This window comes from Bradyrhizobium sp. 159, from assembly GCF_023073795.1.
Taxonomy (GTDB): Bacteria; Pseudomonadota; Alphaproteobacteria; order Rhizobiales; family Xanthobacteraceae; genus Bradyrhizobium.
This window is the reverse complement of record NZ_JADPKE010000050.1, coordinates 92,461-118,757: the sequence shown is the minus strand read 5'-3', so window position 1 is coordinate 118,757 and position 26,297 is coordinate 92,461. Positions and strand designations below refer to the sequence as shown.

Annotated in this window: 16 protein-coding genes and 1 pseudogene; 10 read left to right on the top strand and 7 right to left on the bottom strand. The window is 64.7% G+C overall.

What is annotated here, in order from left to right; all coding sequences use genetic code 11:
* Nucleotides 1-50 precede the first annotated feature (50 nt).
* Complete coding sequence (locus IVA96_RS13120) at nucleotides 51-3,149, bottom strand: ribonuclease E/G (RefSeq protein WP_247417657.1); 3,099 nt, start codon at nucleotides 3,147-3,149, stop codon at nucleotides 51-53.
* Nucleotides 3,150-3,853: 704 nt separating this feature from the next.
* Here IVA96_RS13120 and IVA96_RS13115 point away from each other — a divergent pair.
* The 6 genes from IVA96_RS13115 (at nucleotide 3,854) to IVA96_RS13090 (ending at nucleotide 12,405) form a co-directional block, all read left to right on the top strand.
* Nucleotides 3,854-5,149, top strand: a complete 1,296-nt coding sequence (locus IVA96_RS13115; RefSeq protein WP_247417655.1) for an N-acetylmuramoyl-L-alanine amidase — start codon at nucleotides 3,854-3,856, stop codon at nucleotides 5,147-5,149.
* 231 nt (nucleotides 5,150-5,380) lie between these two features.
* Nucleotides 5,381-7,882: a penicillin-binding protein 1A gene (locus IVA96_RS13110; protein WP_247277234.1), complete on the top strand. Its 2,502-nt coding sequence runs from the start codon at nucleotides 5,381-5,383 to the stop codon at nucleotides 7,880-7,882.
* A 105-nt stretch (nucleotides 7,883-7,987) separates the two neighbouring features.
* Nucleotides 7,988-9,119 (top strand): peptide chain release factor 2 gene (gene prfB, locus IVA96_RS13105; RefSeq protein WP_247417653.1). Its coding sequence is split into 2 segments (ribosomal slippage): nucleotides 7,988-8,056 and nucleotides 8,058-9,119, totalling 1,131 coding nucleotides; the frame shifts between segments, so codons are not numbered across the junction.
* A gap of 2 nt (nucleotides 9,120-9,121) precedes the next feature.
* Nucleotides 9,122-10,003, top strand: a complete 882-nt coding sequence (locus IVA96_RS13100) for an NAD(P)-dependent oxidoreductase (protein WP_247417651.1) — start codon at nucleotides 9,122-9,124, stop codon at nucleotides 10,001-10,003.
* A gap of 144 nt (nucleotides 10,004-10,147) precedes the next feature.
* Nucleotides 10,148-11,059: a DMT family transporter gene (locus tag IVA96_RS13095; RefSeq protein WP_247417648.1), complete on the top strand. Its 912-nt coding sequence runs from the start codon at nucleotides 10,148-10,150 to the stop codon at nucleotides 11,057-11,059.
* A gap of 110 nt (nucleotides 11,060-11,169) precedes the next feature.
* A complete protein-coding gene (locus IVA96_RS13090) occupies nucleotides 11,170-12,405 on the top strand; it encodes an ABC transporter substrate-binding protein (protein ID WP_247417646.1) in 1,236 nt (411 codons plus the stop codon).
* Nucleotides 12,406-12,423: 18 nt separating this feature from the next.
* Here the strand turns inward: IVA96_RS13090 and IVA96_RS13085 are convergent, their stop codons facing one another.
* Entirely contained in the window at nucleotides 12,424-13,791 is a 1,368-nt protein-coding gene (locus tag IVA96_RS13085) for a M23 family metallopeptidase (protein WP_247417643.1), read from the bottom strand.
* A gap of 110 nt (nucleotides 13,792-13,901) precedes the next feature.
* A pseudogene (locus tag IVA96_RS13080) lies at nucleotides 13,902-14,581 on the bottom strand (peroxiredoxin).
* 168 nt (nucleotides 14,582-14,749) lie between these two features.
* On the opposite strand from IVA96_RS13080, the gene IVA96_RS13075 reads away from it, so the two are divergent.
* Complete coding sequence (locus tag IVA96_RS13075; protein ID WP_247417640.1) at nucleotides 14,750-18,586, top strand: DUF3971 domain-containing protein; 3,837 nt, start codon at nucleotides 14,750-14,752, stop codon at nucleotides 18,584-18,586.
* A gap of 67 nt (nucleotides 18,587-18,653) precedes the next feature.
* Here the strand turns inward: IVA96_RS13075 and IVA96_RS13070 are convergent, their stop codons facing one another.
* From IVA96_RS13070 to tyrS, 4 genes are all read right to left on the bottom strand, one after another.
* Entirely contained in the window at nucleotides 18,654-20,348 is a 1,695-nt protein-coding gene (locus IVA96_RS13070; RefSeq protein ID WP_247417638.1) for a methyl-accepting chemotaxis protein, read from the bottom strand.
* A 344-nt stretch (nucleotides 20,349-20,692) separates the two neighbouring features.
* Nucleotides 20,693-21,130, bottom strand: coding sequence for a DoxX family protein (locus IVA96_RS13065; RefSeq protein WP_247277227.1), 438 nt, complete (start codon nucleotides 21,128-21,130; stop codon nucleotides 20,693-20,695).
* A 218-nt stretch (nucleotides 21,131-21,348) separates the two neighbouring features.
* Nucleotides 21,349-22,605, bottom strand: a complete 1,257-nt coding sequence (locus IVA96_RS13060; RefSeq protein WP_247417636.1) for an MFS transporter — start codon at nucleotides 22,603-22,605, stop codon at nucleotides 21,349-21,351.
* A 57-nt stretch (nucleotides 22,606-22,662) separates the two neighbouring features.
* Entirely contained in the window at nucleotides 22,663-23,916 is a 1,254-nt protein-coding gene (tyrS, locus tag IVA96_RS13055; protein WP_247417633.1) for a tyrosine--tRNA ligase, read from the bottom strand.
* Nucleotides 23,917-24,080: 164 nt separating this feature from the next.
* Here tyrS and IVA96_RS13050 point away from each other — a divergent pair, with 164 nt between their 5' ends.
* The 3 genes from IVA96_RS13050 to IVA96_RS13040 all read left to right on the top strand — a co-directional run bounded on the left by IVA96_RS13050 (nucleotide 24,081) and on the right by IVA96_RS13040 (nucleotide 26,293).
* Nucleotides 24,081-25,184 (top strand): anhydro-N-acetylmuramic acid kinase, encoded by a 1,104-nt coding sequence (locus tag IVA96_RS13050; RefSeq protein WP_247417630.1) that lies wholly within the window; start codon nucleotides 24,081-24,083, stop codon nucleotides 25,182-25,184.
* 97 nt (nucleotides 25,185-25,281) lie between these two features.
* A complete protein-coding gene (locus IVA96_RS13045; protein ID WP_247417627.1) occupies nucleotides 25,282-25,959 on the top strand; it encodes a glutathione S-transferase family protein in 678 nt (225 codons plus the stop codon).
* A gap of 10 nt (nucleotides 25,960-25,969) precedes the next feature.
* The gene (locus IVA96_RS13040; protein WP_247277222.1) at nucleotides 25,970-26,293 is read left to right on the top strand and encodes a multidrug efflux SMR transporter; all 324 of its coding nucleotides are present in this window, start codon (nucleotides 25,970-25,972) and stop codon (nucleotides 26,291-26,293) included.
* The last annotated feature ends 4 nt before the right edge of the window (nucleotides 26,294-26,297 follow it).

Sequence of the window (26,297 nt, the reverse complement as noted above, 5' to 3'; positions counted from 1 at the left end):
GAAACAAAAACGCCCGGCTGTGCCGGGCGTTTTGCATTGGATGCTCGGCTTTATTCGCCGCCACCGAAGCGGCGCGACCACCAGCCGGCACGGCGCGGGGCGGCCCGAGTTTCGTTTGCGGCTTGCGGTGCGGGCTCAGCTGCTGGGGCGGGCGCAGCAACCGGTTCGGTCGCCTGCGCAACCGGTGTTACGGGCTCGGGCTGGCTGTTCAGCAGGAAGCTGACCTTTTCCCGGACGGTGGAGCGGCGTCGCGCGGCCTTGTCGTCGGCGGGCTCTTCGACCGGCGCTGCAGTCGTCGCTGCGGGAGCGGGCTCGGCTGGTACCTCGCTCTGCGCGTCGGCGCGCGATGCAGGCTCCGCCGCCCGCGGTTCGGCCCTGTGTTCGGGCTCTGCGATCGAAGGCGCGGCCTCGTTGCTGAAGCCATCGAAATCGGCGACGGCGTCGGTTGCTTCCGGCGGCGCGTTGGCTGCGAGCTCGTCGCCGATGGAGCCGGCGAGACCTTCCTCATTGCCACCGCGACGACGGCGTCCGCCACGGCGACCACGCCGGCGGCGGCGATCGCCGCTACCCTGCTGCTCGCCGCGGGCCACCAGTTCCTCGCCTTCCTCGCCGTCCTGCTCGGACTCGGAGTCCTCTTCGCCTTCGCCGGCTGCCGTGGCGGCCTCAGGAAGCGTGTGTGCGCTATCCTCGCGCAAATCGCCGTCGCGCTGGCCACCGCGGCCGCGGCGGCGGCGGCGGCGCTTGCGGCGCTGACCGTCCTGCTCGACGGCTGCCTCGCCGGCAGCTTGTTCCTCGCTGAGACCTTCGGTCTCCTCGGTCTCGATCTCGGATTCCAGCTCCGGATCGAACTCCTCGTCCTCATAGGCCTCTTCGACCATGGGCGGCGGGCTTGCAGCCGCCTGCGCCGCGAGCAGCGCCTTGGCAGCTTCCAGCGTATGCACCTGCTCGCCGCGGTCGATCACATAAGCGTGAGGTCCGCTGACGCTGGGATCGGCGATGACCGACAGCGTGACCTTGAAGCCGTTCTCGAGGTCGCGCAGATGACCGCGCTTGTGGTTCAGCACGTAGAGCGCCACGTCGGTGCGGGTGCGGACCACGAGATTGTGGGTCGCGCCCTTCATCAGGATCTCTTCGAGGCCGCGCAGCAACTGGAGCGCCACCGAGGAGACCGAGCGGACATGGCCGGTGCCGCCGCAATGCGGGCACGGATCGGTCGAACTCTCCAGCACGCTGGCGCGAATGCGCTGGCGCGACATTTCCAGCAGGCCGAAATGCGAGATGCGGCCGACCTGGATGCGCGCGCGATCCTGCCGCAGGCAATCGGACAGCTTGCGTTCGACCGCGCGGTTGTTGCGCTTCTCGTCCATGTCGATGAAGTCGATGACGATCAGGCCGGCGAGGTCGCGCAGGCGGAGCTGGCGTGCGACCTCTTCGGCCGCTTCCAGATTGGTCTTGAGCGCGGTGTCCTCGATATGGTGCTCGCGGGTCGAACGGCCCGAGTTGACGTCGATCGAGACCAGCGCTTCGGTCTGGTTGATGACGATGTAGCCGCCGGAGCGAAGCTGCACGGTCGGCGAGAACATCGCATCCAGCTGGCTTTCGACCCCCATCCGCGAGAACAGCGGCTGGCCGTCGCGATACTGCTTCACCGCGCTGACATTGGCGGGCATCAACATCTTCATGAAGTCGCGCGCTTCCCGGTAGCCGGCCTCACCGGCCACCTGGATCTCGTCGATCTCCTTGTTGTAGAGGTCGCGCAGCGAGCGCTTGATCAGCGAGCCTTCCTCGTAGACGAGGGTCGGGGCCTGCGACTTCAGCGTCAGGTCGCGCACGGTCTCCCACATCCGGATCAGATATTCGAAGTCGCGCTTGATCTCGGGCTTGGTGCGGGCGGCGCCGGCGGTGCGCAGGATGATGCCCATGCCCTCGGGCACGTCGAGATCCTGCACCACTTCCTTCAGACGGGAGCGATCCTGCGCGCTGGTGATCTTGCGGCTGATGCCGCCGCCGCGCGCGGTGTTGGGCATCAAGACGGCATAGCGGCCGGCGAGCGACAGATAGGTCGTCAGCGCCGCCCCCTTGTTGCCGCGCTCTTCCTTGACGACCTGCACCAGCATCACCTGGCGGCGCTTGATGACTTCCTGGATCTTGTACTGGCGGCGCGGACGGAAGGTGCGCTCCGGCACTTCCTCCAGCACGTCGTCGCCGCCGACGGATTCGACGACTTCCTCTTCGGCTTCTTCGTCCTCGTCGTCGTCCTCGTCGTCTTCGCCGGCTGCTTCTGGGGCCTCGGCGTGCGGCGCCTCGACGCTCTCGCCGGCGGCGTAAACGGCATCGGCCGGCTCGGCAGTAGAGGTCACGGTCTCGGCCAGAGCCTCCGCGTGCACCTCGAAGGCGACGGCCTCCTGCGGCTCGGCACCGGTCTCGGCCGCAACTACGGGCTCGACGCCGACGGCCGCGACAGGCGCGGGCGTCGCCTCGGTATGATCATGGTCGTGATGATCGTGCTCACCGTGATGACCATGATCGTCATGATCGTGGGCGTGATGGTGATCGTCATCATGGGCATGATGATCGGCGTGATCATGATCGCCATGACCGTGTTCGTGATGATCGTGGCGGTCGTGCTCGTGATACTCGGCATCGGTGTGCAGGTGCTCGCCTTCGTGCGAGGCGCCCTCGCTCAGCGCCGGCTGGAGCTCGCCCTCGACCGGCTGGGCCGCGGGATCGCCGCCGGCATCGAGGCCTTCGACGATGTCGCTGCGGACGCGTTCGCCATGACCGCGGCGGCGGGCGTTGCGGTGGCGCGAACGGCGGCGGCCATGGGAGCGGTTCTCGCTCTCTTCCTCGGCCTCGCGATGGGCCTGTTCCTCGGCCTCGATCAGCGCCTGCCGGTCGGCGACCGGGATCTGGTAGTAATCAGGATGGATTTCGCTGAAGGCGAGGAAGCCGTGGCGGTTGCCGCCATATTCGACGAAAGCGGCCTGAAGCGAGGGTTCGACCCGGGTGACCTTGGCGAGGTAGATATTCCCGCGCAGTTGCTTGCGTTGTGCGGTCTCGAAGTCAAACTCTTCGACGCGATTGCCGCGGACCACGACGACCCGGGTCTCTTCCGGGTGGGTGGCATCGATCAACATCTTGTTGGGCATGTCTTAACTCTTGGCGGCGGCGGGCGCGATTCACCGTGGGCGCGTATCGCGCCGCCGGGTGACGCGACGGTCCACCTGATTCGGGGGTGAGGGGAAGGCCGAAACGCCGTCTCTTTCGCCTTGCCGAACCGGAAGCTTCAGGACCAATGCGGCGCGCGGGATTTTCAATCCGCAGCGTCGCGAATGGTCCTTCAGAGTTCGTCGGCACAGTCTGGCGCATCAAGCGTCGGCCCGTATGAAACATTGGGCGGCGAGGCCGCCCCTCAATCAGTTGCTGCTGGCCAGGCATGGCGCGAGCGCGCTCGCCTTGGGATCACGAACCGCTCCCTTGGGATCAAGGGCTCGGGTAATGGGTCACGTCGCTGTCAGAACCGCCCGGGTGACGTGAGTGGTAACCCAGGACCGTCCGCCGCCGGAGCTTGACCCGCTCCCTCTCGTTGCCGCGCACCGCGCTGGTCTTGGAGGGGAACGGAAAACGCTGGAATTCCCAAACGTTGAGAGTTCCGGCGCTGCACCGGGAGGCTGAATGCGACACAACCGGAAATATCGGCCGTCAGCAGTCCGTACATACGAGGAATGAGCCATCCGTGCAAGGGAGCGTCGCACGGCGGTCACAGTCAGCGAGTTTCGCGCATCCGTCATTAAGGATCGTTTAACCCTGTGGTTCTATTGCGTTAAAAGGGCTGCTCGGAGGCACGGAATCGGTGGCGAGCCGCACAAATCAAAGGGTTTTGCTGGGATGCGTGCTGCTGTGCGCCGCGGCATTGCCATGTGCTGATTCCTCCCGCCTGAGCGCAGCGGAAAGCCAGCCGCAACCCTCTGTTGCGGTGGCGAATTTTCCAATCGCCTCGGCCGCCCGTCTGGCCGGCGACGGGAAGCAGACCCGCTTCATCCTCGACATCGACCAGACCGTTACCTTCCGTGCCGTGACGCTCGCCGACCCCTACCGCGTCGTGGTGGACGTGCCGCAAGTCAATTTTCAGCTGCCCGCCGGTACCGGCAGCGGGGGCCGGGGGCTGGTCAAGGCCTTCCGCTATGGGCTCGTCATGCCGGGCGGCTCGCGAATCGTGTTCGACCTGACCGGACCGGCGAAGATCACCAATTCGTACGTGGTCGACGCAGCCAACGGCCAGCCGGCCCGGCTCGTGGTCGAACTGGAGGAGGTTGACCGGGCCGCCTTCGTGCCGTCACCCGCGCCCGAACACCGACCCGAGCTGCGGCCCGCGATCGCCGAAGCGCCGCCTGCCGCGGTTCCCGCTACGGCAACTCCGGATGCCGCACAGCAGAAGGCCGATGGCCGTCCGGTGGTCGTGATCGATCCCGGCCATGGCGGCATCGACAATGGCACGCAGTCGAGTGGCGAGAGCGAAAAGAACCTGGTGCTCGCGTTCGGCCTTGCACTACGCGACCGGCTGGAAAAGGCCGGCAAATATCGCGTGGTCATGACGCGGGACGACGATACTTTCATTCCCCTCAATGACCGGACCAAGATCGCCCGCAATCTCAAGGCCGCCTTGTTCGTCTCCATTCATGCCGATGCGCTGCCTCGTGCCGAGGGTGACGCGCAAGGCGCGACCATCTACACGCTCTCAGACAAGGCGTCCGACGCCGAGGCCCAGCGGCTCGCGGACGCCGAGAACCGGGCCGACGCGATCGCCGGCTTCAACCTCGCGGAGGAGCCGACCGACGTCGCCGACATCCTGATCGACCTCACCCAGCGCGAAACTCGCACCTTTTCAAACCGTTTTGCCCGTCTCCTGATGGGGGAAATGAAGTCGACGGTGCGGATGCACAAGCATCCCCTGAAATCCGCGGGCTTCCGGGTGCTGAAGGCGCCCGACGTGCCCTCGGTGCTGGTCGAGATCGGGTATGTCTCCAATAAGGGGGACCTTGAGCACCTGGTCTCCGAGGGTTGGCGGTCCCGCGCCGTGGGCTCCATGGCGCAGGCGATCGACGGGTTTTTGACAAAGCGGATGGCCACGGCCGGATCTTCGAATTGAAAGGGTTTTTCCGTCTCGCCGCAAAAGCCCTAGTTTGGCCACAGCGGGCGCTTTATAAAAATGCCGCAGGGGGGTCCGGAATCGGAGAGAATCCCGCTCGGCAAGCGTCTAAAATCCGGCACTGATGTGATTGCGTAAGCCGGTGAATGCGCGACGTAAGGTTGGCCCCTGTTTGGGGTGCCAAGGGCACTGATACTGGGCTGATCCAGAATTTGAACGGATAAACACATAATGCGCTTGCTGGTGCGGTTCATGGGCTTCCTGTTCGCCGCGGGAACAGTGGTGTTCCTTGTCGGTGTAGGGGCCGTGGCAGGCCTGATCTGGCATTTCTCCAAGGACTTGCCGGACTATTCTCAGCTTCAGGATTACGAACCGCCGGTGATGACACGCGTGCACGCGGTCGACGGTTCGCTGCTCGGCGAATACGCCAAGGAGCGACGGCTGTATCTGCCGATCCAGGCGGTGCCGAAGCTCGTGATCAACGCGTTCCTGGCAGCCGAGGACAAGAATTTCTACGAGCATGGCGGCATCGACTACACCGGCATGGCGCGCGCAGGTCTGGTCTACATCCAGAACTACGGCTCGAACCGGCGTCCGCAGGGCGCCTCCACCATCACCCAGCAGGTCGCCAAGAACTTCCTTCTGACCAATGAGGTCTCCTTCGCCCGCAAGATCAAGGAAGCCTTGCTGGCGATGCGCATCGAGAAGACCTACTCGAAGGACAAGATCCTCGAACTGTATCTGAACGAAATTTATCTCGGCCTTGGCGCCTACGGCATCGCGGCGGCGTCGCTCGTCTATTTCGACAAATCGGTGAACGAGCTCACCGTTGCGGAAGCCTCCTATCTGGCGGCACTGCCGAAGATGCCCGCGACCCTGCATCCGGTGCGGAACCGCGACCGTGCCGTCGAGCGCCGCAACTACGTGGTCGACCGTCTGCTGGAGAACGGCTGGATCAAGCAGGCCGACGCCGAGAAGGCGCGCAAGGAGCCGCTGGCCGTCACCAGCCGGTCCAATGGCGCCCACACGTTCGCCGGCGAATATTTCGCCGAGGAAGTCCGCCGCGATATCTTCGAACGCTATGGCGAGAAGAAGCTGTATGAGGGCGGTCTCTCTGTCCGCACCACCCTCGATCCCAAGATTCAGGTCATGGCGCGCAAGACCATGGTCGCCGGCCTCGTGAACTATGACGAGCAGCAGGGCTATCGCGGCGCCATGAGCAAGCTGGATATTTCGGGCGACTGGGGCGTGAAGCTTGCCGAGATCAAGTCGCTCTCCGACATCTCGCCATGGCGTATGGCGGTGGTGCTGGAGACCAGCGACCAGTCGGCGCGCATCGGCTTCCAGCCGAGCCGTGAACTCGGCGGCGCCGTGAGCAAGCAGCGCGAGACCGGCCTCGTCACACTCGACGGCGTTCGCTGGGCGCGGGCCGTGCAGGGCGGCACAAAGGGCAAGACGCCGACGGCGGTGTCGCATGTGCTCCAGCCCGGCGACGTCATTTATGCCGATCCGCTCTACAAGGACGGCCAGCCCGTCGAAGGCCAGTACCGGCTGCGTCAGATCCCAGAAGTGTCGGGCGCGATGGTGGTGATGGACCCCTGGACCGGCCGTGTGCTCGCGATGGTCGGCGGCTTCTCGTTCGATCAGAGCCAGTTCAATCGCGCCACGCAGGCCTATCGACAGCCGGGTTCGTCGTTCAAACCGATCGTCTATTCGGCCGCCCTCGACAACGGCTATACGCCGTCGACCGTGGTGCTCGATGCGCCGATCGAAATCGACCAGGGCCAGGGCGCCGGCGTGTGGCGGCCTGAAAACTTCTCCTCGGGCAAGTTCCAGGGGCCGGTGACGCTGCGCAACGCGCTGCGGCAGTCGCTGAACACCGTGACGGTGCGCCTCGCGCAGGACATCGGCATGCCCCTGATCGGTGAATATGCCCGCCGCTTCGGCGTCTATGACGAGCTGCCGAACTATCTGTCCTACGCGCTCGGCGCCGGCGAAACGACGGCGATGCGCATGGTCACGGCGTACTCGATGCTCGCCAATGGCGGCCGCCGGGTGAAGCCGACTTTGATCGACCGCATCCAGGACCGCTACGGCCACACCATCTTCAAGCACGACCAGCGCGAATGCCGCGGTTGCGACGCGCCGGGCGGCTGGAAGAACCAGCCCGAGCCGCAGCTGATCGACCGCCGCGAGCAGGTGCTGGACTCCATGACCGCCTATCAGATCACCGAGCTGATGGAAGGCGTGGTTCAGGCCGGTACCGCGACCGTGGTCAAGGAAGTCGGCAAGCCGATCGCAGGCAAGACCGGCACCACCAACGAGGCCAAGGACGCTTGGTTCGTCGGCTTCTCGCCCGACGTCGCCGTCGCCATCTACATGGGCTACGACAAGCCGCGTCCGCTGGGTAAGGGCAATGCCGCAACGGGCGGCCATCTGGCAGCTCCCATAGCACGCGATTTCCTCAAGCTCGCGCTCGCCGACAAGCCCGCCGTTCCGTTCAAGGTGCCGGCCGGCATCAAGCTCGTGCGCGTCGCGGCCAAGACCGGCATGCGCGCCGGCCCCGGCGAGACTGGCGGAACCATCCTCGAAGCCTTCAAGCCGGGCACGGCGCCGCCGGACAACTACGCAGTCATCGGCGTTGCTGATGCCGATGGGCGCATGCCGGCGTCGCAGCAGCAGCAGCCGGATTCCGGCTTCTTCATGCGGCCGGGGACCGGTGGGCTGTATTAGCTGATAACGCCGACGTTTGATGGTGGGCGGTTGCGCTTTGGCGCCGCCGCCGCTACATCCCGTTGCAATCGTAAGCGGAACAATTCCGCGACATCAGAGAGCGATATGCGCGCCGAAATCGAGCGGTTGGTAGAAGAGATAAAGCAGTCAGTCGGGCTGCTGAGGAGGCATCTTTGACGTCGAGAAATCGACGGCGCGCCTCGCTGAGCTGAACAAGCTCGCAGAAGATCCCAACCTCTGGAACGATCCCCAGAAAGCCCAGAAGCTGATGCAGGAGCGCACCTCGCTCGAGGATGCGTTGTCGGGCATCGGCAAGGTCGAGCAGGAGCTCGAAGACGATATCGGCATGATCGAGCTCGGCGAGGCCGAGGGCGATGACGGCGTGGTCGCCGAGGCCGAAGCCGCGCTGAAGAACCTGAAGAAGGAAGTGGCGCGGCGCGAGCTCGAGGCGCTGCTGTCGGGCGAGGCCGACCGCTTCGATTCCTATCTCGAAGTCCATGCCGGCGCCGGCGGCACCGAGAGCCAGGACTGGGCGCAGATGCTCTTGCGCATGTACACGCGCTGGGCCGAAACCCACGGCTTCAAGGTCGAGGTGCTGGAAGAATCCGCGGGTGAAGAGGCCGGCATCAAATCCGCGACCATTCAGGTCTCCGGCCACAACGCCTATGGCTGGCTGAAGACCGAGGCTGGCGTGCATCGCCTGGTGCGCATCTCGCCGTTCGATTCCAACGCGCGGCGGCACACCTCGTTCTCGAGCGTGCAGGTGTTCCCCGTCATCGACGACAGCATCAAGATCGACATCAAGGAATCGGACGTCCGCACCGACACGATGCGTTCGGGGGGCGCCGGCGGTCAGCACGTCAACAAGACCGAATCCGCGGTGCGCCTGACGCATATTCCGACCGGTGTCGCGGTGGTCTGTCAGGCCGGTCGCTCCCAGCACAAGAACCGGGCGCAGGCCTGGGACATGCTGCGTGCGCGCCTCTACGAGATCGAGCTGAAGAAGCGCGAGGAGAAGGCCGCCGCCGACCAGGCTGCCAAGACTGACATTGGCTGGGGCCACCAGATCCGCTCCTACGTGCTGCAGCCCTATCAGATGGTGAAGGATCTGCGCACGGGTGTGCAGACCTCCGACACCTCGGGCGTGCTGAACGGCGAGCTCGACGAGTTCATGGCGGCGACCCTGGCGCAGCGCGCCTTCGGCACCACCACCGGCGAGATCGAGGACGTGGACTGATCATGCCCCGCGTCGCCTTCATCGGGCTTGGACGGATGGGCCATGGCATGGCCGGGCGCTATCTCGATGCCGGCTTCACGGTGACGTTGTGGAATCGTACCAAGCCCAAGGCCGAAGACCTGATCGCGCGTGGCGCCCATTGGGCAACGTCCCCTGAGGACGCCGCGATCGATGCCGACGCCGTCGTGACCATGGTCGCCGATGACGAGGCCTCGCGTGCGGTCTGGCTTGGGCCCAAGGGCGCTGCCAAGACCGCGAAGGCAGGCACCATCGCGATCGAATGCTCGACCGTCTCCTATGACCATGCCCGCGAGATGGGCCGCGAGCTGAATGCGCGCGGCCTCATCTACATCGACTGCCCCGTGACCGGATTGCCCGATGCGGCCGCAGCCGGGAAGCTGACACTCTTGGCTGGCGCCGATCCGGCCGATCTCGCTCGCGCGCGGCCTTATCTCGACCCAATCGGCTCGACCATCCGCCATTTCGGTGCGGTCGGCACCGGGACGGTCTACAAGCTCATCAACAATCTGATGGGCGCGATCCAGATCGCCGGCCTCGCCGAGGGCCTTGCCATCGCCGAGCAGGCCGGACTCGACATGAATCTGGTGCTGGAGTCGATTCTGTCAGGCGTCGCGGCAAGCCCGCAGGTGCAGCGCCACTCCAAGCGCATGGTTGCCCGCGATTTCAGCGGTGCGACCTTCACGTCGGCGCTGCGGCACAAGGATGCCGCTTATGCCGTGAATTTGGCGGAGAGCCTGCTGGCCAGCAAGCCGCTGGTCGCGCGCGCCGCCGTCGAGGCCTACGCGCAGGCGAAAGCGACGATGCCCGACGATGATGAAGGCAGGATCATCGAACTGGTGTCGCGGCCGAAGAAATCCTCCTAGCCAAGTGCACCAATATAGGGCCGCCTTGGCCGCTCCATTCATTCCGAGCGCCGGTTTTGCAAACCGGTGCTTCATCGGAAATCGGGTGGCACTATCGGGGCGCAGCGTTCTAGGTGATGGGCTCGGCCGCCGAAGTGAGACACCGTGCCCGCCAACGATAACCAGATTGATGCGCGCGACTGGTCGCTGCTCGCCGTGCTCTCGGTGCTCTGGGGTGGCTCGTTCTTCTTCAACAGCGCGGGCTTACGGGAATTGCCGCCGCTGACGCTGGTGTTCCTGCGCGTCGCGCTTGGCGCGGCCACTCTCCTACCGTTGCTCCGTATGCAGGGGATCGGCTTCCCCTCGGGCACGATGGGATGGAGGCCGTTCGTCGCGATCGGGCTGCTCAACAACGTGATTCCGTTCTCGCTCATTGTACTCGGCCAGACTTTCAATCCGAGCGGGCTGGCGTCGATCCTGAACGCGACCGCGCCGCTGTTCACCGTGGTGGTAATGGCGGCGGCCGGCGACGAGGCCTTGCAGATGCGTCGTATGGCCGGGGTGGCGCTGGGGCTTGCCGGCGTGATCATCCTGCGCGGTTGGGGTTTCGAGACAAGGCCGGGACAGGGGCTCGGCATCCTGCTCTGCCTCGGCGGCGCCTTCAGCTATGGTCTTGCGGCGCTCGCGGCGCGGCGGTTGCTGAAGGACACGCACCCGCTTGGAGCGGCGACATTTCAACTGATGGCATCCACCGTGATGATGGCGGTCGTCGCCGGCGCGGTGGAGCGGTCCTGGCAGCTACCGCTACCGAGCCCGACGACCTGCCTCGCCGTGCTTGGTCTTGCCGCGCTTTCAACGGCGCTCGCCTACATCGTCTTCTTCCAGATCGTGCGGCGCTCGGGCGCGAGCAATGTCATGCTGGTGACGCTGCTCATTCCCGTCACCGCGATCCTTCTGGGATGGCTGGTGCTGGGTGAGCCGATCTCCATGCGCGAGATCGCCGGCGCCATCGTCATCGGCAGCGCATTGCTCGTGATCGACGGACGCGTGCCCGGCCTGCTGCGCCGCGGCGCGTAAGTTCCCGCTCTATCGTTTCATCTTGCGGAAAATCCCGGTGCTTGCCAGCGGCAGGGCGCCTTGCGACACTCCCTGCATAACAAGACTACAAAAATACAGGGGAGAGAACGATGCCGGGTCGTCGCACCAACCTTGCTGCCCTCGCCATGCTTGCTGCCGGAGTGCTCGCCACGACACCGGCCTCGGCGCAGAAAAAATACGACCCCGGCGCCAGCGACACCGAAATCAAGATCGGCAACATTATGCCCTATAGCGGGCCGGCGTCCTCCTATGGCGTGATCGGCAAGACCGAGGCCGCCTTTTTCAGGATGATCAACGATCAAGGCGGCATCAACGGGCGAAGGATCAACTTCATCAGCTATGATGACGCCTATTCGCCCCCGAAGGCGATCGAACAGGCGCGCAAGCTCGTCGAGAGCGACGAGGTTCTCTTGATCTTCCAGTCGCTCGGCACGCCCTCGAACTCCGCGATCATGAAATACATGAACGCCAAGAAAGTGCCGCAGCTCTTCGTGGCCTCCGGTGGCACCAAGTTCGGCGATCCCAAAAATTTCCCCTGGACCATGGGCTTCCAGCCCAACTATCAGAGCGAGGGGCGGATCTATGCAAAGTACATCCGCGATCATTTCCCCGACAGTAAGATCGCGGTGTTCTGGCAGAACGACGATGCCGGCAAGGACCAGTTCAAGGGACTGAAGGACGGGCTTGGCGACAAGGCCAGCATGATCATCGCGGACAAATCCTATGAAGTCAGCGATCCCTCGATCGACTCGCAGATCGTTGCTCTTCACGATTCCGGTGCGGACATATTCTTCTCATGGGCCGCGCCAAAAGGGTCGGCGCAGGCAATCCGGAAGGTGGGTGAACTCGGCTGGAAGCCAAAGTTCTTCCTGGCCAACACCGCGACCTCGGTTGCCTCGGTGCTCAAGCCGGCCGGGCTGGACTATTCCAAGGACATCATCTCGACGGTCTATCTGAAAGACCCGACCGATCCGACCTGGGACAAGGATCCGGCTGTGGTGAAATGGCGCGCGTTCATGGACAAATATTATCCCGATGGCGACAAGACTAACGCCAACAATGTCTATGGCTATGTCCAGGCCGAAGCGATGGTCCAGGTCCTAAAGCAGTGCGGCGACCATCTCACCCGCGAGAACGTGATGAAGCAGGCTGCGAACCTGAAGGATTTCCACACTGACCTGATGCTGCCGGGCATCATGGTCAACACCTCGCCCGACGATTATTTCCCGATCGAGCAGATGCAGCTGATGCGCTTCAACGGGCAAGCGTGGGAGCTGTTCGGTGACGTCATCACAGGTGAGGTCGGCCACGAGCGCAGCCATTAATCCGCCGCTGTATCAGCGTTAGCCCGCGCTGAGCCGCACGCCGGCGCGCAAAAATTTCTGCGGATCGACCGCTTCGCCCTCGTTGCGGGTCTCATAGTGCAAATGCGGACCGGTGGAACGGCCGGTCGATCCGACGAGACCGATCACCTGGCCGATCTTGACGACCTCGCCGATCCTGACGTTGATCTCGGAGAGATGGCCATAGCGGGTCGAAAGCCCGTTGCCGTGATCGACCTCGACCATGCGGCCGTAGCCGCCGGACCAGCCGGCGGAAATCACCTTGCCGTTGGCGGTGACGCGAACGGGATCGCCGGTGGCGGCGCGGAAGTCGAGCCCGGTATGCATTGCGGGCCGGCCGAGGAAAGGATCGCTGCGCACGCCGAAGCCGGAGGTGAACTCGACCTCGCCAATGACGGGCTTGCGATAAGGCACCAGCGCCAGCGTGCGATTGAGCCGGTCCAACTCGGAGCGCGTGGTGTTGATGCGATAGAGCTGCTTCTCGAACGGCCCGGCGTTCGGCGTCAATTTGACGGGTACGTAAGGCCCACCCATTGCGGTGCGCGGTACGGCGGCTTCGAGAGTGGCGAGGCTGAGGCCGAGATCGCTGACGACGCCGCGCATCCGGCGCATGCGTGAATCCATGCTTTCCTCAACGGCGTTGAGCGCCGCCATCTGGCGACGCTCGACCTGATCAAGCGAAGCCGTGAGCCGGACCAGGACGTTGTCGAAGCCCTGGTTCTTGGCGAATTGGCTGGTCGGCGGCGCCGCGACGGTCGGCGCGCGCGACTCGAGCCGCGCTTCGCGATCCGGCGGCGCCACGAAGATCACGGTGTCGCTGATCGGCGACGGCTTCGGCGTGCCCTGGGTTGCGTTCTGGCCGGCGTCACCACGCTGCGGTGTCGAGCGCGGGATCGACCCGGTCACGTCGGGCATGGCGCCGAGCGCCGTCGCCCGGGATTCCAGCGCCGTCTGGCGCTTCATGATCTGGTCGAGCTTCTGATCGAACTGCTCCTGGTCGAGCAGCTGCCGGCTGGTGGTGCGGTCAACCTTGGCGCGCAGCTCGGCGATACGGTCTTCATAGGCGTACTGCATCTCGGCCTGGCGGGCGATCAGCCGGGTCAGGACGTCGTCGCGGAAGGCGAAGTAGGTGGCGGTGGCGGCCGACCACAGTCCGAGCAGCACGACCGTGCCGACCACGATCCAGAACACCACGGGTCCGAAGCGGACTTGCTTGCCGGCATGGACGATGGTGTAGGCGTCGTCGGTCGCGGGAAGGGGAATCGCAACCGCCGCCGCTGGGGCGGCTGGATGGCGATGGAAGGCCCGTCCGTGGTGGTGAGGATGATGTTGGGGGTACTGCGAGTATTGGGCAGAACTTTTCGACATCGGCACTCCCGCGCCGGTCGGATGAGTCCGTACGGCCTAATTGCCGCAGCAATCTGGGCCGGTCATGGTTAATTTTCCGGAAACGGGAACATTCGAATTTAAAGGACTGGTTAAAGACTTCTTGCCGCTTCCAGGACCTCATCGGCATGGCCGTCGACCCGGACCTTGCGCCAGATCCGGGCCACCTTGCCATCGCTCCCGACCAGCACCGTGGTGCGAAGAATTCCGAGGAAACTCTTGCCATACATGGACTTTTCGCCCCAGGCGCCGTAGGCCTCCAGCATCTCGTGCGTCTCGTCCGAGACGAGTGGAATGGTGAGCTTGTGCTTGTCGCGGAACTTTTCCTGGGCCTTAACGGATCCGCGGAGATGCCGAGCACGGCCGTGCCGGCAGCCGTGAAGGCGTCCGCCAGCCGGGTGAAGTCGATGGCCTCCCTGGTACAACCGGGCGTGTCGGCGCGGGGGTAGAAGAACAGCACCAGCTTTTGCCCGGCATAGTCCGCCAGCGTGACCACATCGCCGCCGTCGCGGGGCAGACGGAAGGCCGGAGCCTTCTGGCCCTCGGTCAAGGCGACCTTCGCCGCCGCGGGCGACTTGGAAGAATTTAACTGTTTCGAGGCGGCCTTATGCGATCCTGCTTTTGCTACGGTCTTGGTTGATTTGCTCGCCGGCGTCCGCTGTGTTTTCGCGGACCTTGTTTGAGTCGCTGCCCGCGTTTTCAGGGTCTTCTTTTTAGCCGTCGGACTGCCGGAGGGCGTTTTGGACGATTTCTTTTGGGATTTCTTGGACATACGCCTTCCTTTCGTCGCTTTCGGCAGGTCAACCAAAGCGGTATTGCAGCTCTCGTCCGGTGTGCCGGAATCGCGCCCTCGGCTGGGCAAGTCTGACGACGCCGGAGTATGGTTACAAGGAATTCCACGCACCACCCCACTGCTCGTTGAACGCGCTGCCGGGGCGAAATGACGAACAGCAGGAATATTCGAAGTACGGCGGCATTGCCGGCGCAGGGGCCTTCGCTCCCCATCGACGGCTGCGGTCCCGGCGGCGCTCAATCCGACGATGGACGCCTGTATCGAGAGGCAATGGCAAGGAATAAGTCGCCCCAGGATTACACGCGGGACTTCGATCGGCGCGGCGGTCAATCACAGCCGCAGGAATGGGATGACGCCGATTGGGATCCGGATCAGGAGGAGGCGGCGGGCCATCGCGCGCGCCGGCTGTTATCGCGTTCCAATTCGGGTTTCCATCGCCTCGGTGACGGGTTTGGATCTTTGCGTCGCTGGCTGGGCGGCGGCCGCTGGCTGAAGCGGCTGGCCGTCGTCGTTGGCGTCCTCGTCGTCATTTTCGTCGGCTGTTTCGGCACGCTGTGGTGGCGGCTCGGCGCCGGTCCCATCAATCTCGACATTGCAACGCCGTGGCTGGCAGCCGCCATCGAGGACAATATCGGCCACGGCAACACCGTAGAGGTGGGCGGCACCCAGATCGAGCGGGCGGGGCGGGTCCGGATCGCCGTCCGCATCCGTGACATCGTCGTCCGCGACCGCGATCACGCCATCGTCGCCAGTGCGCCGAAGGCCGAGGTCAAGCTGTCGGGTACGGGTCTCCTCATGGGGCGCCTGCGCGCAGAAAGCCTCAATCTCGTCGATGCCGAGCTCGCGATCCGCATCGCACCTGACGGCACCGTCACGGTCTCGGCCGGCGATACCGCAAAGCCGCTGGCAACCGGCGTGGCCTCCAAGAAAGAGGCAGGCTTGCCGCCGACATTCCCACGCAATGGCGTCCCGCCGCCGCCATTCGCCACAGCGCCTGCGGGCCCGGACCCATCCCAGGCTGCTCCCCAGGCGACCGCACAGAGCGGAATTCTTCAGGGCCTCGATTGGCTCGATAGTCTGAGCATGACCGGCCTTGACGGCCAGAACCTCAACGAGATCGGTCTGAAGAACGGCAATCTGATCGTCGACGACCAGCAGCGCGGCAGCAGATGGTCGTTCGAGAACATCACGCTCAGCCTGCGCCGCCCGAGCAGTGGCGGCGTCGCGCTCAGCCTCGGCGAGGAGGGCGCGCGCCCGTGGATGCTGCGCGCCACGATCGGGCCGGCCGAGAACGGCGTGCGCTCGGTCGACATCCGCGCCGACAAGGTCTCGACCTCCAACATCCTCTTGGCGCTGCGGGTCAAGGATCTCACCTATACCGCGGACCTGCCGCTGACGGGCGAGCTGAAGGGCGAACTCGGCCGCGACGGGGTGCCGACCTACTTCCGCGGCAAGATTGCGGTCGGCGCGGGCAACATCATTGACACCGACACGCCCGATTATCCGATGGCGATCGACTCGGCCGAGATCAACGTCGAGTGGGACGCGAACCGGCGGGTGCTGGTCGCTCCGTTCAAAATTCTCTCCGGCGCCAACCGCCTGACCCTGCTGGGGCATCTCGAGCCACCGAATGGCGCCACCAATGACTGGCAGCTCGGCTTCAGTGGCGGCTCAATCCTGCTTGGTGGCATCGACAACGAGCCGCCGCTCGTCTTCAACCGTATTGCGATCGGTTTCCGTTTCGACACTGACCACAAGCGCCTCTTGCTGACGCAGGCCGATATCAGCAATGGCGAGATCGGTGTCGCCGGCACCGGTGCCATCGACTATTCGGGCGAGCCGCGGCTGACGCTCGGCTTTGCGGGAACGCCGATGTCGGCCTCCGCGCTGAAGCGGATGTGGCCCACATTGATTGTTCCCGAGCTGCGTGAATGGGTGATCGAGCGGATCGAGCGCGGCACGCTCCAGCGGATCGAGATCGGCGTCAACTCGCCGGTGAAGAACCTTCCGCGCAAGGGGCCTCCCATCCCCGATGACGGCCTGTCGGTCAACATCGTGGCAAGCGGTGTCGCGGTGCGTCCGGTGGACGGCATGCCGGTGGTGCACGATGCCGATCTGAAGGCGCGCGTGACCGGCCGCACTGCGACCGTGAACATCGGGCAGGGCATTGCCGATACGCCCGCCGGCCGCAAGATCACGATCTCCGACTTCACTTTCGAGGTGCCGGACATGGCGCCCAAGCCGTCGCCGTCGCGCACGAGATTTCGCGTCGACGGACCGGTGCCCGCGGCGGCCGAAATGCTCTCCAATGATCGCCTGAGCGATCTGTCTTCGACCGTCGTCGATCCCAATACCAGCAAGGGGACGTTCTCGGCGAACATCCAGCTCGGCATGCCGGTCAAGGGCGAGCTGACCAGGGCCGACACCACCTATGCCGTGACAGCCGAACTCAACGGCTTTGCCGCCGACAAGCTGGTGATGAACCAGAAGCTGGAGGCCAACAACCTCAAGATCATCGCGAGCAACCAGGGCTATCAAGTCAAGGGAGACGTCAAGATCAACGGGCAGGCCGCCTCGCTCGACTATCGCAAGCCGGCCGAGGGCGACGCGGAGGTCAGATTGCAGGCGACGCTGGACGATGCCAGCCGCGCGCGCCTGGGGTTCGATCTCAGCCCTGCCGTGAGTGGATCGTTGCCGATCAAGCTGTCGGGCAAGATCGCGAGCGGCGCGGATCAGACGACGAAGCTCGGCGTCGAGGCCGACCTGACCTCGGTGAAGCTCGACAACATCTTGCCCGGCTGGGTCAAGCTGCCGGGCAAGTCCGGCAAGGCCAGCTTCAAAGTGGTGCCGGCGGCGCAATCGACGCGTTTCGAGGACATCGTCATCGAGGGCGGTGGCGCCTCGATCAAGGGCTCGCTCGAGATCGATGCGAATGGCGACCTCATCAACGCAAACTTCCCGACCTATTCGCCCTCCGACGGCGACAAGGCCTCGTTGAAGGTGGAGCGCAGCCAGGACGGCGTGGTGCGCGGCACCATGCGCGGCGACGTGTTCGATGGCCGCGGTTTCCTGAAGTCGGCGATCTCAGGCAATTCCAAGGACGATGCCAAGAACAAGCTGAAGAACATCGATTTCGACATCGACGTGAAGCTCGGCGCCGTCGCCGGCTTCAACGGCGAGGCGATGCGCAGCGTCGATGCCAAGATGTCGAAACGCAACGGCGCCGTCAAAGCCTTCACGCTGAGTGGCAAGATCGGCCGTGATACGCCGGTGGCGGCCGATTTGCGCGGTGGGCGGGCGCAGGGCAGCCGTGAAGTGATCTATCTCCAGACCAACGATGCCGGCGCGCTGCTGCGCTTCACCGATACCTATACCAAGGCGGTCGGCGGCCAGATGGTGGTGGCGATGGAGCCGCCGACATCCGAGCCGAACACGTCGCGCGAGGGTCTCATCAACGTGCGCGACTTCACAGTCAAGGGCGAGGCGCAGCTCGAGCGCGTTGCTGCCGGCGCGCCCAACGGCACCGGCAACGGCGTCTCCTTCAGCGCGCTCCGCGCCGAGTTCACCCGTCAGAATGGCGCGCTCACGATCCGTGACGGCGTCGTCAAGGGACCGATGATCGGCGCCACCATCGAGGGCTCGATTGACTATCCCGGCAACCAGGTGTGCATGAGCGGCACCTTCGTGCCGATGTATGGCGTCAACAACATCTTCGGCCAGATCCCGTTGTTCGGCATCTTCCTCGGCGGCGGCAACAACGAGGGGCTGATCGGCGTGACCTACGAGGTCGTCGGCACCCCGGCCGCGCCCGTGATGCGCGTCAATCCGATCTCGGCGATGGCGCCGGGCCTGTTCCGCAAGATCTTCGAGTTCAACACTGGCAAGCAGAACTCGCCATTCGAGGAATTCCAGTCGCAATCGAACGACGGGTCGACCGGATCGACGCGGCAGCTGTCGAGCGGTTGCAGCCTGGCGCGGCGATAGAAGCGGGACTCAAGAGTCCGTCATGCCCGGGCTTGTCCCGGGCATGACGCATGTGGTGGTCGGAAACTTACGCCGCGCGCACGCCGGCCAGGAACGTGCCGACCTCGCCCGAGAGCTGTTCTGCCTGCTTGGAGAGGCTCGAGGCGGCCGCGAGCACCATGCCGGCAGCGTTGCCGGTCTCGTTCGCAGCCGTGCTAACGGCGCTGATATTGGTCGTGACCTCCTGGGTCGCTTCTGCGGTCTGCGACACGCTGCGGGCGATCTCGGCGGTGGCGGCACCTTGCTCCTCGATGGCCGCGCCGATCGAGGTCGCGATGCGACTGACCTCCTCGATGGTGGCGGTGATGCCGCCGATTGCGTCCACCGCTTCTTTGGTCGCGCCCTGGATCTGGGCGATCTTGTCCCCGATCTCGCGGGTGGCTTCCGCGGTCTGGCTCGCGAGCGACTTCACCTCGGAGGCGACCACGGCAAAGCCACGGCCGGCTTCGCCTGCGCGTGCAGCCTCGATAGTGGCGTTGAGCGCGAGCAAATTGGTCTGTGCCGCGATGCTGGAGATCAGCTCGGCGACGTGCTCGATCTGCTGGGCACCATCGGACAACGCGCGCACGATCGTGTCGGTGCGGCGCGCACTGTCCACCGCGCGTCCGGTGACTTCGGCGGACTGCGCGACCTGACGGCTGATCTCGGTGATGGAAGAGGAGAGCTCTTCGGCGGCGGCCGCGACGGTCTGGACGCGCTGGCTGGCCTCCGTAGCGGCCGAGCCGACCACGGCGGCGCGGCGGTTGGTGCCTTCGGCGGTGGAGGACATCGACTTGGCGGTCGCCTCGAGCTCGCCGGAGCCCGAAGCCATCAGCCCGACCAGCCGGCCGACGGACGCATCGAAGCGGTCGGCAAGCGCGATCAAGGCATCGCGTTTCTCCTGCTCGCTACGGGTCTTGGTGGCGACCTGCTCGGCCTCCAGGTTACGCGCGGTCAGCGCGGTTTGCCGGAGCACTTCGAGCGTCTCGGCCATGCGGCCGATCTCGTCGCCGCGGTCGGTCTCTTCGACCGCCTTGTCGATGGCGCCTTCCGAAATCTGCTGCATGCGGTTCTTCTGGCGGTCCAGCGCGGCGAGCACGTCGCGGGCGATCAGCCAGGACAGCATCGCCATCAGCAGCATCAGGCCGACGCCGATGGCGGCGAGCTCCAGCGTCAGCGCGCGCACGTCGGCGTCGATGTCGTCGACGTAGAGTCCGTAGCTGATGGTCACGTTCCAGGGCTCGAATCTGCGCGCGAACACGGTCTTGCGGACCGGCTCGGTCTGGCCGGGGCGGGGATAGAGATAGGAGGTCACGCCACCCTGCGCGGTGTCGGTGCCGGCCCTGATGATGGCGTCGGCAATCAACACGCCGTTGGAATCCTTGGCGCCGGTGATCTTGCCTTCGAGCTGCTGATTGGCGCCGTTCACGACCAGGGAGGTGTCCTGATTATAGACCACCGGGTAGCCCTGGCCGCCGTTAAAGCTCATGCGGCGGCCGCGTTGGTGGAACAAGCTCTTGGCCTCGGCTTGCGTAAGCTTGCCGGCTGTCACCTCGTCCTGGAGCGATTGCGCGTAATTATAGAGGAGCTCCACCGCCGTCCGCATCTGCTGGACGCGGTCCTCCATCATGCGGCCCTTGCTCAGCACGGCCGATACCCCGATGATGGCCGTGACCGTGAGCGCCGCGAGGCAGACCATGCTGGCAAGCTTGGTGCGGATCTTCAGATGACTGAGCAGTTGCATCACGGTCTCAACGAATGGTGGTTATTGCTCGCGTCGGTAGCATGAAGTTCTTACCAATCATGAACGGACGCGGGCAACGCGCTGCCATGCATGCGGCGTTCGCAGTCGCATGCGCAAACGCGCCGCGCCTGCGCATGGCGCATCCAATCGCGGGAAGAATTGATGCTGGATTTTGGTGTGGCCGAGCCTTGCCGGGACAGCGATGAGTCGATTCGTTCACCGCATCATCATGTCGGTGCTGCTCGTGGCGGCTCTCGTTGTCATCTGGAACGTGCTGGGCGCGCGTTGAGCCGGCACCGGCAAATGCGCCGGTGCCCTGTTTTTCCTTCGAATCCGCGAGCGCGTCAGCGCCGCGCGTAGGCGCCGCCGGTCGAATCGCTTTCCTTGCCCATCGCCGCATCGACGCTGACCGACCCGCCGCCGGCTGCCGAGAGGTAGAGGCAGGCGAAGCAGAACAGGATGGCGGCGGTGCCGCCGTTGAGCAGCGGCAGGAACACCGGCGTTTCGCCCTTGAACATGTGGCCCATGAAGTAGGCGAAGGCCATCTCACCCGAGAGAATGAAAGCCGCGAGGCGGGTGAACAGACCGAGCATCAGGAGCGCACCGAGCACCAGCTCGATCGCGCCTGCCGTCCAGATCAGCGGCGGGATGTTGGCGAAGTAAGGAAGCACCGGAAACTTGAAGATCTTCGCAACGCCGTACTGGAACAGCAAGAGGCCGGTGATGAAGCGAAACAGGCTCAGGAGAACCGGTTGAAAGCGAGTGAGATAGGGAAAGTTCATTGGTTTGTGCCCTCCATCCAATGCGCGACTTGGACCGTATTCGATTCCGCCTCGCAAGCCATCAGGATCAATTCCGCGCTGACATTTTCGTCATGTCGGACAAAACACCGCAGGCTCCGCCCTCAGTCGCGCGCGATCCGCATTTTTTCCTGTGTTGGCGTCGTGCCCATCCGTAATTTTCCGGTGACGCAAACGAACTCAAGTTACCCCTGGGAAACCTACCGTCGCAAGGCAGGCACGACCAGGAATGGAATCATCCCGAGCACCACACTCGCAAGTGCGAAGGCGAGCAGCGCGTTGTAGCCATGGGTCGCGTCATGGATCAGGCCGCCGCTCCAGGAGCCGAATGCTGAGCCGAGGCCACTGCCGATCGAGATGGTGCCATAGATGGTGCCCACCCGTTTTCCCTGGAAGATTTTCATCGCGGTTGCGGTGATCAGCGGCCCGCGCGAGCCCATCATGCTGCCGAAGCAGACGACGAAACCGGTGAGCAGGATGATGTTCGGATAATACTGCAAGAGCCAGAGCAGGAAGATGCCGAGCATCGAGATCGCGTAGCTCAGCAGCACCGACGGCCGGCGCCCGATCAGCCCGTCGAGCGCGGAGATCCCCAACATCCCGAACACCAGCACGACGCCGGAGAAGCCCCAGGCAGTCGCGGCCTGAAGCGGCGGGAAACCGGCATCGATCAGATAGGCCACGATCTGCGCCGCGATCGCGTACATGCCGACCGCGGTGAAGAAGAAGGTCGAGAACAGCGCCCAGAAGGCGTGATGGCGCATGGCGCCAACAAGCGTCCAGCCGTTGTCCACGAAATCTGGATCGGTCTTCTTGGTCACGTGCGGCGAGCCGGCAGCGAACAGCGGCCATGGCAGCAGCATGAGCGGCACCAGCAGGCCCAGCGCAGCGAAGCCGAACAGCTGATAGGTCTCGCGCCAGCCGATGTGATCGATCAGGAGCTGCGAGGCCGGCAGCAGCGCCAGCACGCCGCCGCCCATTGCCGAATAAACCACGGCCATCGCGGTCGGCAGCCGCGGCCCGAACCAGCGGCCGAGCAGAATCGAATTCGGCACGTTGCCGATGAAGGCGACCCCGATCCCGACACACAGTCCGATCGAGAGCTGGAATTGCCAGAGCGCTTGCGCATGGCCCGCAATCAGGAAGGCCGAGCCGAGCAGGAACAGTCCGAGCGCGTAGACGACGCGGGGACCGGAATGGTCGAATAGCCGCCCGACCAGAGGCGCGGTCAGTCCGCTGACGAGCCAGGTCAGCGAATAGATCGAGACGACCTGCGCGCGATCCCAGCCAAAGCTTTCGGAGATGGGCTTGAGGAAGACGGTGAAGCTCTCGCTGAGGCCGCGGCCAAGGACAGCCAGCGCGAAACACAGCGCGAGCACGACGAGCGCGGTCCGCACGGCACCTCCCGGCGCAGCCGCTGCGCGGTCCTCGGCCTGCCTGGGCGTGTTCTGGTCCATTGCCGGTCAAGGAGCGCGCTTCGCCGCGCCCTGACAAGCAGCGAAAAGCTCATACGCCTATGCAGGCTTGATGAGGACGTGCTTCTTCTTGCCGAACGACAGCTTGATCACGCCTTCCGGTGTCAGATTGGCCACCGAGAGTGCCATCTTCTCGTCGGTGACGGGGGCGTCGTTGATGCGCAGGCCGCCCCCCTTGATCTGGCGGCGGGCTTCGCCGTTTGAGGCAACCAAGCCCGCCCGAACGAAGGCGTTGAGCACGCCGAGACCATCGTCGAGCTCGCCACGCGGAATTTCCACCGTCGGCAGGCTTTCGGCGAGCGCACCTTCCTCAAAGGTGCGGCGCGCGGTCTCTGCCGCCTCGTTCGCGGCATCGCGGCCGTGCAGCAGCGCGGTCGCTTCGGTGGCGAGCACCTTCTTGGCCTCGTTGATCTCCGCGCCGCCGAGCGCCTCGAGCTTCTTGATCTCGCTTATCGGCAGCGTCGTGAACAATTTCAGGAATTTGCCGACGTCGGCATCCTCGGTGTTGCGCCAGTACTGCCAGAAATCATACGGCGAGAACTGGTCGGCGTTGAGCCAGACCGCGCCTTGCGCGGTCTTGCCCATCTTGGCGCCGGACGCGGTCGTCAGCAGCGGCGTCGTCAGCGCGAACAGCTGGTGCGTGCCCATGCGGCGGCCGAGATCGACGCCCATGATGATGTTGCCCCACTGGTCCGAGCCGCCCATCTGGAGGCGGCAACCGGTGCGCTTGGCGAGCTCGACGAAGTCGTAGGCCTGGCAGACCATGTAGTTGAACTCGATGAAGCTCATCTCCTGCTCGCGCTCAAGGCGCAGCCGCACGGAGTCCATGGTCAGCATACGGTTGACCGAGAAATGCCGGCCGACGTCGCGCAGCATCTCGATCCAGTTCAGCTTGGTCAACCACTCGGCGTTGTCGAGCATGACAGCGTCGCTCTTGCCTTCGCCATAGCGCAGCACCTTGGCGAACACGCCGCGGATCGAGGCCTTGTTCGCCTCGATCTCGGCGACCGTGCGCATCGCGCGCGTCTCGTCCTTGCCGGAGGGATCGCCGACCATGGTGGTGCCGCCGCCCATCAGCGTGATCGGCTTGTTGCCGGATTGCTGCAGCCAGTGCAGCATCATCATGGTCAGATAGTTGCCGATATGTAGCGAGGGGGCGGTGCAATCGTAGCCGACATAGGCGGTCGCCTCGCCCCTAGCGGCGAGCGCGTCCAGCCCCTCGAAATCGGAGCACTGGTGGATGAACCCACGTTCCTGCAGGGTGTTGAGGAAATCCGATTTGAATGCAGTCATTTGTCGGCGTGCCTGACAATTCTTGGTTTACTGTTTTGGGAGCAATTTAAGGGTCTTGCGTGGGAACTCGATTGCCACCCGCCACTTGGCGCAGTGGCATTATAAGATGTGTCCCTCTGGCACAAGATCGGCATGCCAGGGTGGGCCTTTGAGGACGCTGGTCCATGATGTTGACGGCACTCGGTCTGATGAGCGGCACCTCGCTGGACGGGGTGGATGTCGCGCTGATCGAAACCGACGGAAAGCACGTCAAGGCGTTCGGACCGACCGGCTACCGGCCCTATGGTCCGGTCGAGCGCTACCTGCTGCGCCAGGCGCTCTCCGAGGCCGTGCACCTACGGCAACGTGATGCCCGGCCTGGGATCCTGGCCGAGGCTGAGCGCGCAGTGACGCAGGCCCATGCCGAGGCGGTCGCCGCTTTCGTCGCGCAGAACCGGATGAGGCCGGAGGACATCGACATCGTCGGCTTCCACGGCCAGACCGTGCTGCACCGGCCCGAACAGCGGCTGACGGTGCAGATCGGCGATGGGCCGGCGCTGGCCAAGGCGATTCATATCCCGGTCATGTATGATTTCCGCGCCGCCGACGTCGATGCCGGCGGGCAGGGCGCGCCGCTCGTGCCGGTCTATCATCGGGCGCTCGCCAATTCGCTGGAGCGCGAGGGCCCGATCGCGGTGATCAACATCGGCGGCGTCTCCAACATCACCTATATCGACGGCGGCGACACGCTGATCGCCTGCGACACCGGGCCCGGCAATGCGCTGCTCGACGACTTCATGTACCGCGCTATGAACCAGGCGTTCGACGCGGAGGGAAAGTTCGCCGCGCTCGGCAAGGCTGATGAGGCCTGGATCGCGCGGGCACTGGCGCAGCCGTTCTTCGCAGCGCCGCCGCCAAAGTCGCTCGACCGCAACGACTTTGCCGCGCTGAAGCTCGGCGACATGCCACCGGCCGACGGCGCCGCGACGCTGACCGCGTTCACTGCGGCGGCGATCGCCCGCATCATCCCGCTGCTGCCGCGACGGCCGCGCAGCTGGATCGTCTGCGGGGGCGGGGCCCGCAACCTCACCATGCTGCGGATGCTCCGCGAGCGGGTGGGCTCGGCCACGGTCGAGGCCGCGGAGACGCTCGGCTGGGCCGCCGACGCTATCGAGGCGCAGGCCTTCGGTTTCCTTGCCGCGCGCGGCCTCAAGGGCTTGCCGCTATCCTATCCGGCAACGACGGGCGTGCCGATACCGATGACGGGTGGGGTGATTGCGCGGCCTTGAAGATCACAGGCAGTTGACGGAGGTGCATTGATCTTGACATGTGCATGCAAGTGCATCTACATAGATGCAATTGCATCTAACTGTCGGGATCGCCGTTATGACCGCTCCGCTCAAACTGATCAGCCACAAACTGTGCCCCTATGTGCAGCGCGCCGTGATCGCGCTCAAGGAGAAGGGCGTGCCGTTCGAGCGGATCGATATCGATCTCGCTGACAAGCCGGACTGGTTCTTGAAATTGTCGCCGCTCGGCAAGGTGCCGGTGCTGGTGGTTGCGACAGACAAGGGCGAGGTGGCGTTGTTTGAGAGCAACGTGATCTGCGAGTACATCGAAGACACGCAAGGCGGTGCGAAGCTGCATCCGGCGGATGCGCTGAAACGTGCCGAGCATCGCGCTTGGATGGAGTTCGGCTCGGCGATCCTTGGCGACCTCTGGGGGCTGGAGACGACGACCGATCCGGCGACATTCGAGAGCAAGCGCGAGGCGCTCGCGGCCAAATTCGCACGCGTGGAAGCCGCGCTTGGCGCAGGGCCGTACTTCGCGGGCGACGCATTCAGCCTCGTGGATGCAGTATTTGCCCCGATCTTTCGCTATTTCGACGTGTTCGATGAATTGATTGAGCTCGGAATCTTCAACGATCTGCCCAAGGTCCGCGCGTGGCGGGCCGAGCTTGCGAAGCGTCCGAGCGTGCGCTCTGCGGTCGGCGCGGACTATCCGCAATTGCTGCGGGCCTTCCTGGTGCGCCACGACGCGCATCTCTTGAAGCTCGCGGCCTGAGGCTACGCCGATGTCGCAGTCCACGGCCTGGCTCATGCTGGTGATCGCCGGCGCGCTTGATGTCGGCTGGGCGATCGCAATGAAATATGCGGAAGGATATACGCGCGCAGGCTGGAGCATCGCCTCGCTCGTGCTGCTCGCTGCCTTCGTCTTCCTGCTCGGGCGTGCCTTGAAGGTGCTCGAGGTCGGCGTTGCCTATTCGGTGTGGACCGGCATTGGCGCGGCCGGCACGTTCCTGATGGGCGTCGTGCTGTTCGGCGAGACCTTGAGCGCGGTGAAGCTTGCGGGCATCGCACTCGTGCTGACGGGGATCGTCGCGCTCAAGCTGGCGTAGTCAG

Coding starts and splice junctions, on each gene's coding strand:
- IVA96_RS13065 (WP_247277227.1), bottom strand. CDS start 21,130: ATGAACTTTCCCTATCTCACTCGCTTTCAACCGGTTCTCCTGAGCCTG.
- IVA96_RS13060 (WP_247417636.1), bottom strand. CDS start 22,605: ATGGACCAGAACACGCCCAGGCAGGCCGAGGACCGCGCAGCGGCTGCG.
- IVA96_RS13110 (WP_247277234.1), top strand. CDS start 5,381: ATGCGCTTGCTGGTGCGGTTCATGGGCTTCCTGTTCGCCGCGGGAACA.
- IVA96_RS13070 (WP_247417638.1), bottom strand. CDS start 20,348: ATGCAACTGCTCAGTCATCTGAAGATCCGCACCAAGCTTGCCAGCATG.
- IVA96_RS13040 (WP_247277222.1), top strand. CDS start 25,970: ATGTCGCAGTCCACGGCCTGGCTCATGCTGGTGATCGCCGGCGCGCTT.
- IVA96_RS13050 (WP_247417630.1), top strand. CDS start 24,081: ATGATGTTGACGGCACTCGGTCTGATGAGCGGCACCTCGCTGGACGGG.
- IVA96_RS13090 (WP_247417646.1), top strand. CDS start 11,170: ATGCCGGGTCGTCGCACCAACCTTGCTGCCCTCGCCATGCTTGCTGCC.
- tyrS (WP_247417633.1), bottom strand. CDS start 23,916: ATGACTGCATTCAAATCGGATTTCCTCAACACCCTGCAGGAACGTGGG.
- IVA96_RS13045 (WP_247417627.1), top strand. CDS start 25,282: ATGACCGCTCCGCTCAAACTGATCAGCCACAAACTGTGCCCCTATGTG.
- IVA96_RS13085 (WP_247417643.1), bottom strand. CDS start 13,791: ATGTCGAAAAGTTCTGCCCAATACTCGCAGTACCCCCAACATCATCCT.
- IVA96_RS13075 (WP_247417640.1), top strand. CDS start 14,750: ATGACGAACAGCAGGAATATTCGAAGTACGGCGGCATTGCCGGCGCAG.
- IVA96_RS13100 (WP_247417651.1), top strand. CDS start 9,122: ATGCCCCGCGTCGCCTTCATCGGGCTTGGACGGATGGGCCATGGCATG.
- IVA96_RS13120 (WP_247417657.1), bottom strand. CDS start 3,149: ATGCCCAACAAGATGTTGATCGATGCCACCCACCCGGAAGAGACCCGG.